Genomic DNA, 11,353 nt, shown 5'->3' on the forward strand with positions numbered 1-11,353 from the left:
GGACCCGCAGACACCCGCGACCGTCGTCAAGGAAGGACGAAATCCGTGATGCCCCCCGTTCCCGCCGACCCGACCCTGGTGCACCCGATGCCCGGACAGCCGCGGGTGGCGCTGCTGAAACCGCTGATCACCTCGCCGCTGATCGAGGTCGGAGACTTCTCCTACTACGACGACCCCGATGACCCGACCGCCTTCGAGACCCGCAACGTGCTGTACCACTACGGGCCGGAGAAACTGGTCATCGGGAAGTTCTGCGCGCTGGGCGAGGGCGTGCGGTTCCTCATGAACGGTGCCAACCACCGCATGGACGGCCCCTCCACATTCCCCTTCCCGATCATGGGCGGTTCCTGGTCCGAGCACTTCGACCTCATCACCGGACTTCCCGGACGAGGCGACACCGTGGTGGGCCATGACGTCTGGCTCGGCTACCGCTCCATGGTGTTGCCCGGCGTCCGTATCGGCCACGGAGCGATCATCGCCTCCGGCTCCGTCGTCGCCGACGACGTCCCCGACTACGGCATCGCCGGCGGCAACCCCGCCCGCCTCATCCGCCGCCGCTACAGTGACGCCGACATCAACCGCCTCCTCGCCCTGGCCTGGTGGGACTGGCCACTGCGGCACATCACCGAACACATCCGCGTGATCATGTCCGGCAGCATCGACGACCTGGAGAACGCGGCACCCGGACACGGAGAACGCGGCACCCGGACACGCGGACACGGAACGCCGGGACCCGGCAACCCCCACCACGACGAACCGTTGAACGACCCCGGCCCAGGTCGACCTGCGCGGCGCCCCGACCCCCTGCCCCCGATCCACCATTCCAACACCGAGAATCGAGCTGCCAGCATGCCTGCTTCGCCCCACCACAACCCGTTCGCCGACTGGCTTCGCACACACGCCGTCCCCCTCGACCACCTCGACCCCGAGGCACCTCTCGATGATCTGGAGCCGCTGCGCGCCATCATCGGCGACGCCCGCGTCGTCGCGATCGGTGAGAGTTCCCACTTCATCAACGAGTTCGCGTCCATGCGCGAGCGCATCCTGCGGTTCCTGGTCGAGCGCTGCCAATTCACCGTGCTGGCCTTCGAGTACGGCTTCAGCGAGGGCTTCCCCCTTGACGCGTGGGCCCAGGGCGAGGGGACGGACGACGACCTGTCGGCGCACCTCGCCGGAACGATCCCCGTGGGGGTCGACCAGCCGCTGCGCCGGATACGCCGGCATAACCACACCGCCTCAACACCGGTGCGCTTCACGGGCATCGACATCCCGGCGGCCGGCGGGTCCCTGCTTCCCGCCCTGACCCCGGTCGCCGACTACCTGCGCCGGATCGATCCCGAAACCCTGCCGGTCCTCCAAGAGGCGATACGGATCGCCGAAACGTTCGCCGGTGGCTCCGGCGCCGTCGCCGCGCCCGCCTGGGCACGCCTGGCCACCGCCGAACAGGACGCCCTCAGCGCGACCCTGACGCGCCTGCTCATCCGGTTCCGCTCCCTCGAACCCCTGTACGTCTCCCGCGGCGACCAGTACAGCTACGACATCGCCGTACGCCGCCTCGAAGGCGCCTGCCACGCCGACTACACCTTCCGCGCCATGGCCGACCTCTTCGCCGGCGAAGGGCTGACCGCCGACACCTCGGCCCGCGACATCTACATGGCCGAGTCGCTCCTGTGGCACCTGGAACGCCTCGAACCGGGGAGCCGCGTCGTGCTGGCGGCTCACAACGCCCACATCCAGAAGACACCCGTGTCCTTCAGCGGCCACCTCACCGGACTCCCCATGGGTCAGCACCTGCACCGCGCGCTCGGCGACGACTACTTCGCCCTCGGCCTCGTGAGCACCACCGGACATACCGCGGACATGCCCCGCGACGAGAACACGCCCTTCGGCTTCACCATCGACGCCACCGCGCTGGAGCCGCCCGAGCCGGGAAGCATCGAAGCGGCCTTCGCCGACGCCGAACTCGGGCTCAGCATCGCCGATCTCCACCAGGCACGCCCGCAGGCGGCCCCTGCACCCGCCGGTCTTGCCCCGGGCCCCGACCGCATCCGGATCCAAAGCGCCTACCTCCACACCCCCGTCCTCGAGGCGTTCGACGCCATCCTCCACACCCCGACCTCCACCGTTGCCGCGAACCTCGAAAACAGGTGACGAAGGGCCGATGGCCCAGTCGGTGAGGCTCAGCAGATACACCCGGCCCCATCTCCGCCGGAGCGCGGTCGCGTACTTCTCCACCTGGTCGTACCGCCGCTCGACCAATTCCCACCGGCCGAGACCTCGACGGCGGACGCCGGGGCGGCGAGTACGCCTGTGCGCTCCGGGCCCGCCAGTGGGGGACAGAGGCGGCCGGGCGGCCCGTCAGGAGTACGGCGGTGACGGCGGCGCGGTGGTGAACCCGGACCCACCGGCATCCGCTCGCCCGGTCGCCCCCGTCACGTCTCCCCGGCCGGTTACGCTGACGGCGGCCACCGGGGGAGGAGACCACCGACAGGAGGACGACTCAACTGCCACTCGCCACCGAGCGACTGGTCCTGCGCCCGCTCACGGCGGACTACCTTGATGCTCCTCACGCCTATTAGTGGCGGGTCTCGATCCGCAGTCCGCCCGTGGTCACCTGGCGGATGGGCTCGCTCGCCAGCAGATCGTGCGGCTGGCCGAGGGCGATCGCGCCCGCCGCGTCGAGCCGGGCCAGTTGGGCGTCCGTCAGCTCGACCGCCAGGGCGCCCAGGTTGTCCTCCAGCTGGGCGGGGGTACGGGCGCCGAGCAGCGTGCTCGTCACGCCCGGCTTTCGCAGTGTCCAGGCCAGCGCCATCTGGGCCGGGGTGTGCCCCAGCTCGCCGGCCAACTCCCGGACCACTCCGGCCACGCCGAGGCTGCGTTCGGTGAGGGTGCCCAGGGCGAGGTTGTGGCTCCGCCGGGTGCTCCCGTCGGGGCCGGCGCCCGTCGCGCCCACGTCCTTGCGGTCGTACTTGCCGCTGAGCACCCCGCCGCCGAGCGGCGAGTACGGGACCACGCCCAGCCCCAGTTCCCGGGCCATCGGGATCAGATCGCGCTCCGCGGTGCGTTCGATCAGGCTGTACTCGACCTGCAGCGCGACCAGCGGTGACCAGCCGCGCAGGTCGGCGATCGCCTGCATCCGGGACACCTGCCAGGCCGGGGTGTTGGAGATCGCCACGTAAAGCACCTTGCCCTGCCGGACCAGGTCGTCCAGGCCGCGCAGCACCTCCTCCACCGGCGTCCGGAAGTCCCAGACGTGCAGGTACAGCAGGTCGAGGTAGTCGGTGCCCAACCGCCGCAGGCTGCCCTCCACCGAGCCGAACAGCGCCTTGCGGTGCCCGCCACCGGAGTTCGGGTCGCCGGGGCGGCGCAGTGTCGAGTACTTGGTCGCCAGCACCAGGCGTTCGCGCTCCTCGTGGGCGAACTCGCCGAGCAGGCGCTCGGAGCTGCCCTCGGTGTAGGTGTCGGCGGTGTCGAGGAGGTTGCCGCCGAGCCCGACGTAGCGGTCGAACAGCTTGCGGGCCTCGGCCCGTTCAGCCCCCCATCCCCATTCAGTGCCGAAGGTCGCGGTGCCCAGGGCCAGCGGTGAGACCCGCAGTCCCGAGCGGCCCAGCAGCCGGTAGTCGTCCAGGGCCAGTGCCATCAGGTTCTCCTGTGCTCGCGTGTGCTCGTGCTCCGTTGCCGGGACCGAGTCTGCGGCGGCGGCCGGCCCCGGATAAGGGAGGGAACTTCCTGGGAAGAGCGGTCCCACCCTGGCGGTTGGACCGGTCATGACGACCCGAACCATGGACACCGCTCAGGAGTTGGCCGCGTTCCTGCGGAGCAGGCGCGAAGGCCTCGACCCCGGTCGGCTGGGCCTGCCGTCGCATCGCCGGGCCCGGCGGACGCCGGGGCTGCGCCGAGAGGAGGTCGCCGAACTGGCCGGGGTCAGCACCGACTACGTGGTCCGGCTGGAGCAGGGCCGGGGGCTGCGGCCCTCCGCGGAGGTGCTGGCGGCGCTGGCCCGGGCACTGCGCCTGGACGCGAGCGAACGGGACTACCTGTTCGACCTGGCCGGACGCCGCCGTCTCGGCACCACCGGTGGGCCGGCCGCCAGTGCGGCACCGTCGCTGGCTCGCCTGGTCGATGACCTCTCGCCGTTGCCGGCCATGTTGCTGGACCATCGTTACGACATCCTCGCCTGGAACCCCGAAATGGCCCGGCTGCTACCGGACTTCGAGGCGGTGCCGCCGTCACGGCGCAACGCGATGTGGCTGTGCCTGCTGCACCCGGCGATGCGCGGCTTCTACGCCGACCGGGAGCAGGTGCTGCGGGACGGGATCGCCCACCTGCGCGCGGCATGGGCCGCGCACCCGGAGGACCGGGAACTGTCCGGCCTCATCGCCGAGTTTGTCACGCAGGACGAGGACTTCGCCCGCTTGTGGTCGGAGCGGGAGGTCAGCGTCAACGGACGCGGCCGGAAGGTGCTGCGGCATCCGGTCGCCGGTGCGATCACCGTTGACTTCGAAGTCCTGCTACCGCTCCAGGACCCGGGACTGCGCCTTCTCATCTACTGCGCCGCGGACGAGGAGAGCCGAGCGTCCCTGGACCGGCTGTGCGCGCGATGACCGGGCCCCAAATCACGGTTGGTGGCAAGGAGCGTGACCCATCGGCGTCGACAAGCGTGTCCCCCGGACCAGGAGTAACAGCTCACCGACCGCCACTGGTTCCAACTGACGTGTCCAGGCTCACTGGCTGAGTCACCGCGCGGACCGCGCCGAACTCGCCCGGCTGCGCCGCGCCGTCGACGATGTGGAGCACCGTCTGGTGGATGCCGTCACACCCGACGGTGTCCAGGAGCTGATGGTCGGCCGGGCCCCCGACGTGGAACCGGCCAGCGGCGCCCTGGGAGACAGTGACGCCCACCGCACGGCCCCGGCCGTCCGCCTGGTCACACTGGCCTGCTGCATCCGCCACTGCTGGCCCGACCCGGGACCGGGCGCTGTACCGGGGGCAGCCTGCCGCGCAGGAGTACGTCATCGCCTCCCTGGCTCCTCCCCAGGACACGATCGCTCCCCGGGAAGGCATGGCCGCGCCGGGCCGGACCGCGCACTTCCTGAAAGCCCTGCGGTTCCTGCGGGCCTGTGACCACCTCTTGGCGGAAGTGAGTGGGCTCTTCGGCACGCGGAGAGGGCAGGATTTGAACCTGCGTGGACCCTTGCGGGTCCGACTTCGGGCTGCTGCCCTGGTCCCCGATAAGCCGCTCCGGGCACCTCTCCTCGCTCCCGGCTCCCGGTGGTGTCCGGAGCCGTTCACGTGAAAGAGAGTGACATGAACCCCTGACAGGGGACTGACACGTAGCTCCTGCGGTTGCGGTTGCGGTTGCGGTTGCGGACGGGCGGGATGGGGTCACCGAATCCGCCTGCCCGAGCCCCGGTGAACCTGTGGACGAGGCCGCCCTCGCTCTCGCCCCGGCCGCCGCGGCCACCTGCCTCGGCCCCCATGCGGCCTTGCGCCGTTCCTGGTCTCTGACACGGACTCGCACCGGGGCCGCCCGCGCGCATGTCCGCAGCTCGGCCCGGCCGACCCTGGTGTGTTTGGAAGCGGGGCGCCACCTGTGCGAGTCTGCTCCCACTTCTCTCCCGCTCCTCCGGAAGGGCTGGCCCTGGTGCTCGGCATGGTTGTCTGGGACGTCCGCTCTCGCACTTCGACGCGAGAGCGGTAGCGACCACCTGCCCCAACGCACGCGCCTGTCCTCTCCGCACAGGACAGGCGCGGGTTCGGCCTGCTCCTCGTCGAAGTGCTCTTCGTGCCCCGCACGTTCGACCACGAGGAGTACATGGTGTCCACCATCCACTGGACCGAAGGCCACACCTCCCGATCCGCCCGCTGGCACTCCGAGAGCGGCGTCCCTCTCCCGAGGCGAACCGTCGTCGCTGACGACCGGACGACAGCCAAGGACGCCTACCGCCAGGCATGCGAAGGAACAGCCCTGCTCTGGCAAGGCGACTACCACAACGCCCGGCAACTCCTGCAAGCGATGCGCCGCCGCATCCCCCGCACGCCGTCCACCCCCACCGTTTCCCCGAGCGGGTCCTTCCACCTGCACCGACGCGACAGCGGTCACCGCGCCCGCGTCCTGGGAAAGTTGCTGGTGCTGTTGGACGACGACTACACCCTGGCGCTGCACCGGGCTCCCGACGTCCGCCGGGCATGCCTGGAAGCCTACGGCCCCCCGAAGGAGCCGAGGGAACCCACCGCGGTTTCTTTGCGGGAACTGCTGGGAGTGATCGGCGCCCACCAATGGCGCTCGAAAGGCATCGACGTGCCGGCCCTCGGCACCCGCATCCACCCCCACTACGGCGTGTTCGCGCCCACCAGAGGCGAGTACGTCGACCTCGTCTCCCAGACCCCGCTGCCACCGGCGCCCCGCCGACACCCTGCCGCCACCACGGCCTTCGACCTCGGCACAGGAACCGGCGTCCTCGCCGCGGTCCTGGCCCACCGCGGGATCGGCCGCGTCGTCGCCACCGACATCAGCCCACGCGCCCTGGCCTGCGCCAGGGACAACATCCACCGGCTCGCGCTGACCGAGCGCATCGACGTATCGGGCCCCACCCTGTTCCCCGAAGGCCGCGCCGACCTCGTCGTCTGCAACCCGCCCTGGCTGCCCGCCCGCCCGGTGGGCCCCCTCGAACAAGGCGTCTACGACCCGGACAGCACCATGCTCCACACCTTCCTCACCGGCCTGCCCACCCACGTGCGACCGGGTGGCGAGGGCTGGCTCGTCCTGTCCGACCTGGCCGAGCATCTCGGACTCCGGACCCGCCGGCAACTCCTCGACGCCATCCGGTCAGCACACCTGCGCGTCACGGACAGGATCGACACCAAGCCCCGCCATCCACGCTCCCAGGACACCACCGACCCCCTCCACATGGCACGAAGCGCCGAGACCGTATCCCTCTGGCGCCTGACCCCCGCACCATGACCGGGGCCCGATCCACGCGGCAGCGTCTCGCCTCCCGGCCCACCAGGGCACGAGTGTGGTGAACCGCCTGGCGGTGACGGCCACTTGCACGCAGGCCGGAGCGGACGGCCCGGCTGCCCGGCGGACGGCCGTGACGCGGAGCGGCCCGGTAATTGCCGGTGACGTCGGGGCGTGCCCCGGCCGCTTCCGAGTCCGTGCCGTCGCCGCCGGTGCCGTCAGGCGCCGAGTGAGCTTCGCGCGTCGGCGCTCCGCACGGGGGAACGGGCGCCCGGATCGGCAAGTGCCCTGAACCCGGTGCGCACATCGGTGCGGCGCCGGCCGGCCTGCGGGGGCTCGGTCGCGCCGAAGGTACGGCGGTAGGAGGCGGGCGACACTCCGAAGGCCGTTCTCATGTGCGCGCGCAGCGAGTTCGCCGTGCCGAAGCCGGCCCGGCGGGCGACCAGGTCGATCGGCAGGTCGGTCGTCTCCAGCAACTGCTTGGCGAGTTCCAGACGTTGTACGGTGAGCCACTGCACCGGGGTCATGCCGACCTCGTCGCGGAACCTGCGGGTGAAAGAGCGCAGGCTCATCCGGGCGTGCTCGGCGAGCCGGGCGAGGGTGAGCGGCTCGCCGAGGTGCTCCAGAGCCCAGGCGCGGGTCGCGGTGGTGTCGGCGACGGTGGGTTCGGGGACCGGACGGTCGATGTACTGGGCCTGCCCGCCGTCCCGCCAGGGCGGTACGACACACATGCGGGCGGCCCGGTTCGCGGCGGCGGCCCCGTGGTCGCGGCGGATCATGTGCAGGCACAGGTCGACGCCGGCGGCCACGCCCGCGGAGGTCAGCATGTCGCCGTCGTCGACGAAGAGGACGTCCTCGTCGAGCCTGACCCTGGGGTAGGCCCGGCGGAACTGCGGGGCGAGGTTCCAGTGGGTGGTGGCCGGACGGCCGTCGAGCAGTCCGGCCGCGGCAAGGACGTAGGAGCCGGTGCAGATGGACACCAGCCGGGTACCGGGCCGGATGCCGGCGATGGCCGCGGCGATCTCGGCGGGCAGGGGTCCGCCGCGGCCCAGTTCGGGCATGGCGTGCGTGGGCGGGAAGATCACGGTGTCCGCCGCGGCCAGGGCCTCGGGGCCGGCCGCGGGCTGGACGGTGAAGCCCGCGTCGCTGGGCACGGGGGCGCCGTCGGCGGTGCAGACGGTGACGTCGTACAGCGGGCGGCCCCCGGCGTCCTGCGCGCTGCCGAAGACACGGGAGGGGATGCCGAGCTCGAACGGCGGGACCCCCGGCAGCGCCAGTACGGCGATCCGGTGCCGTCGCGGGGTGTCGTCCGCGCGGCCGGTCTCGTTCTCCGCCGCCGTCCACCGTGTGCCGTCCATGGCCAGATCCTGGCACATAGTGGCCGTACGGCCAACACCGTGCCGGGCCGCGGCGGCCGATGCTGGGCTGCGTCGCGCCGGGGGGGGGGACCCTCCCGTCGCGCACCGATGCGAAGCCAGGAACGGCCCAGGAACGGCCAGAGCGGCCAGAGCGGCCAGAGCGGCCAAGAGCAGCGAAGAACGGCGAAGAGCAGTGAAGAAGAACAGCGAAGGACGAGGGAAGACGATGCGCGCGGTGGTCGTGGAACAGTGGGGCGGGGCCGAGAACCTGGTCGAGCGCGAGATCCCGCGCCCGCAACCGGGGCTGAACGAAGTCCTGGTCCGGGTGCACGCGGCCGGGGTGAACCCGGTGGACTGGAAGACGCGTGCAAGCGGGGCCCTCATCGAGTGGGGCGCGGTACCCGCGGTCGGGTGGGACGTGTCCGGCACGATCGAGGCCGTCGGCCCCGGTGTGGGCATCTTCCGCCCCGGCGACGAGGTCTTCGGGATGCCGTCGTTCCCCCGCCAGGCGGGCGCCTACGCCGAGTACGTGGTGGCACCGGCCCGGCATCTCGCCCCCAAGCCGTCCGCCCTGACACACGTGGAGGCGGCGGCCCTGCCGCTCGCGGCGCTCACCGCCTGGCAGGCCCTCGTGGACACCGCCGGCCTGCGCCCCGGCGAGCGGGTGCTGGTGCACGCGGCCGCCGGCGGGGTCGGTCACCTCGCCGTGCAGATCGCCAAGGCCCGCGGCGCGTACGTCATCGGTACGGCCGGTGCGGCCAAGCACGACCTGGTGCGCCGGCTGGGCGCGGACGAGGTGATCGACTACCGCGCGGTACGGTTCGAGGACGTCGTCAGCGATGTCGACGTGGTCCTGGACGGGCTCGGCGGAGAAACGGCCGAGCGGTCCCTGAAGGTTCTGCGGGCGGGCGGCCGGCTGATCACCCTGCCGGGCCCGGACGACGTTCCCGCGGCCCGGGACGGTGTGCGGGCGGTGTGGCTCCTGGTGGAACCCGATCACCTGGGCCTGCGCGAGATCACCGCCCTGGTGGAGCGGGGCGCGCTGCGGCCGGTGATCGATACCGTCGTGCCGCTGGCCGAGGCCGCGAAGGCACACGAGATCGGTGAGCGGGGCCGCACCACCGGCAAGATCGTGCTGACGGTCCTCTGAGCCGCACCCGCGACCGGCCGCCGCTCCGGTGCCGGGGGCCGCAGGTCCGCACCCTGGCGGCCGCCCGGGGCCATGCGGCACCCGGGGCCGCCTCCCGGCACCCGGGGCCGCCTCCCGCGGCACCGCCGGCCGCACCGGCACCCGCCCCCGCCCCTGCATCGGTTCGGCCCGCGGGGGCGGAGCGAGGGCGGGAGCCCGCCCGCCCTGATCGCGGCCGTGCCAGAGACCGGACGGCCCCACCGGGTGCGCTGCTCACGCCCGGCCCGATCGCGCGTCGAGTGCGGCGCCGACGTGGGGGCAGGTTCGGCGAACGGTGTCGAGGAAGGCGCCCAGCGCCGGGGAGCGGTCACGGTCGGCGAAGGACAGGACCAGGTCGGGCAGCGCCGTCCGCGGCGTCACCTCGCAGAACCGGATCCCCGCCCTCGGCGCCTCCCGCATGCGGGAGGGCCCGAGGCCCACACCGGCCCCGCAGGCGGCCAGGCCCATGATCGTGTGCACGTCCCTGGCCATGGTGGCACCGTCCAGCGCCGCGGTGTCCTCGCCCAGCAGGACGCGCAGGCAGGCGGCGACGGCGGGCTCGTCCTCCCCGGCGGCCACGATCAGCGGCTGCCGTCGCAGCTGGTCCACGCTCACCGACGCCTGGCCCGCGTAGGGGTGCGCGCTGCCGACCACGGCGGTCAGATGATCGTGTCCGACCGGGACGGACACCAGATGCTCGGCCCCGGCGCCCCGGGGCGGTCCGAGGGTGACGGCGACGTCCAGTTCCCCGGCGATGAGAGCGGCGGCGCCGCGCCCGGATGCCATCTCCTGCAACTCCAGCCGTACGCCGGGCCGTTCGCGGCCGAACCGCCCCAGGACGTCCGGGAGCGGATCGAGCAGCGCGGAGGCGACGAATCCCAGCCGCAGCCGGCCCGTCTCCCCGCGCGCCGCCCGCCCCGCGTCGGCCGTGGCCCCGGCCATCTCCTCCAGCGCCCGCCGCGCCCGGACGAGGAACGCCTCGCCCGCGGCGGTCGGGAACACGCCCTGGCGCGTACGGTCGAACAGCCGGGCCCCGGTCTCGCGCTCCAGGTCGGCGATCTGCTTGGACAGCGGAGGCTGCGCGATACCCAGCGAGCGGGCGGCCCGGCCGAAGTGCGCGTGCTCGGCGAGGGCGAGTGCGTACCGCAGATGCCGCGCTTCCATACCGCCCGTCCCCCCACCGTCCATACACGCAAAGTATCGCCGCCCAGCCTGTCATATCTTCACCTAGATCGATCCGCCGTGATCGCCTGAGATGGGAGTCATGACTTCCTCCCCAGACCCCGCGGACCACTTTGCGATCCATCCGGCCCCCGGGCTGAGCGGCACCGTCTTCGTCCTGGTTCATGGTGCCTGGCACGGTTCGTGGCAGTGGGCGGCGACGCAGCGGGCGCTCGCCGGGCTCGGTGCCGCGAGCGTCGCCGTCGACCTGCCCGGGCACGGCTTCGGCGCCCCCCTGCCCAGCGGGTACCTGCTGCCCGGCCGCCCCGGTCTGCTGACCGAGAGATCGCGGCTCGCCGGCATGACCATGGACGATTGCGCCGATGCCGTCCTGGACACGCTGCGCCGGGTCCGCCGCTACGGCCGTGTCGTGCTCGTCGCGCACAGCGCGGGCGGCGGTCCCGCATCACTGGCCGCCGAGCGCGCCCCCGAACTGGTCGACCGTGTCGTCTACCTCTCCGCGTTCGTCCCCGCCGGCCGCCCCCGCTTCTTCGACTACCTGAACGCGCCCGAGAACGCCACCGCGCGGGGGCAGAACCTCGGTCTCGGGGAACCGGAGGCGCTGGGGGCTGTGAGGATCGATCCGCTCTCGCCGGATCCGGTCTATGTCGAGGAGCTGCGGCAGGCCTTCTGTCACGACGTGCC

At 72.4% G+C, this 11,353-nt stretch carries 8 protein-coding genes, 1 tRNA gene and 1 pseudogene; 6 read left to right on the forward strand and 4 right to left on the reverse strand.

Features of this window, described 5'->3' with window-relative positions:
- Positions 1 to 48: 48 nt before the first annotated feature.
- Both ACLF5H_RS24395 and ACLF5H_RS24400 read left to right on the forward strand, forming a co-directional pair.
- A pseudogene (locus ACLF5H_RS24395) lies at positions 49 to 681 on the forward strand (CatB-related O-acetyltransferase); the annotation flags it as partial.
- A gap of 168 nt (positions 682 to 849) precedes the next feature.
- On the forward strand, positions 850 to 2,151 hold the full coding sequence (locus tag ACLF5H_RS24400; protein ID WP_421678167.1) for an erythromycin esterase family protein: 1,302 nt from the start codon (positions 850 to 852) through the stop codon (positions 2,149 to 2,151).
- Between the two features lie 424 nt (positions 2,152 to 2,575).
- Here ACLF5H_RS24400 and ACLF5H_RS24405 read toward each other — a convergent pair whose 3' ends face one another.
- On the reverse strand, positions 2,576 to 3,640 hold the full coding sequence (locus tag ACLF5H_RS24405) for an aldo/keto reductase (protein ID WP_421678158.1): 1,065 nt from the start codon (positions 3,638 to 3,640) through the stop codon (positions 2,576 to 2,578).
- Positions 3,641 to 3,767: 127 nt separating this feature from the next.
- Between ACLF5H_RS24405 and ACLF5H_RS24410 the strand changes: the two genes are divergently transcribed.
- A complete protein-coding gene (locus ACLF5H_RS24410; RefSeq protein WP_421678159.1) occupies positions 3,768 to 4,604 on the forward strand; it encodes a helix-turn-helix domain-containing protein in 837 nt (278 codons plus the stop codon).
- A gap of 557 nt (positions 4,605 to 5,161) precedes the next feature.
- Here ACLF5H_RS24410 and ACLF5H_RS24415 read toward each other — a convergent pair.
- Positions 5,162 to 5,255 (reverse strand) — tRNA-OTHER (locus tag ACLF5H_RS24415).
- A 560-nt stretch (positions 5,256 to 5,815) separates the two neighbouring features.
- Here ACLF5H_RS24415 and ACLF5H_RS24420 point away from each other — a divergent pair.
- Positions 5,816 to 6,964, forward strand: a complete 1,149-nt coding sequence (locus ACLF5H_RS24420) for a methyltransferase (protein ID WP_421678168.1) — start codon at positions 5,816 to 5,818, stop codon at positions 6,962 to 6,964.
- A gap of 215 nt (positions 6,965 to 7,179) precedes the next feature.
- On the opposite strand, the gene ACLF5H_RS24425 is transcribed toward ACLF5H_RS24420, so the two are convergent.
- On the reverse strand, positions 7,180 to 8,319 hold the full coding sequence (locus ACLF5H_RS24425) for a GlxA family transcriptional regulator (RefSeq protein ID WP_421678160.1): 1,140 nt from the start codon (positions 8,317 to 8,319) through the stop codon (positions 7,180 to 7,182).
- A gap of 226 nt (positions 8,320 to 8,545) precedes the next feature.
- Between ACLF5H_RS24425 and ACLF5H_RS24430 the strand changes: the two genes are divergently transcribed.
- A complete protein-coding gene (locus ACLF5H_RS24430) occupies positions 8,546 to 9,469 on the forward strand; it encodes an NADP-dependent oxidoreductase (RefSeq protein ID WP_421678169.1) in 924 nt (307 codons plus the stop codon).
- Between the two features lie 252 nt (positions 9,470 to 9,721).
- Here the strand turns inward: ACLF5H_RS24430 and ACLF5H_RS24435 are convergent, their stop codons facing one another.
- Entirely contained in the window at positions 9,722 to 10,651 is a 930-nt protein-coding gene (locus tag ACLF5H_RS24435; RefSeq protein ID WP_421678161.1) for a LysR family transcriptional regulator, read from the reverse strand.
- A 100-nt stretch (positions 10,652 to 10,751) separates the two neighbouring features.
- On the opposite strand from ACLF5H_RS24435, the gene ACLF5H_RS24440 reads away from it, so the two are divergent.
- Positions 10,752 to 11,353: alpha/beta hydrolase (locus tag ACLF5H_RS24440; protein WP_421678162.1), on the forward strand; the 602-nt coding region annotated here is incomplete at its 3' end.

Source organism: Streptomyces sp. LaBMicrA B280 (genome assembly GCF_049222185.1).
Lineage (GTDB): Bacteria > Actinomycetota > Actinomycetes > Streptomycetales > Streptomycetaceae > Streptomyces > Streptomyces murinus.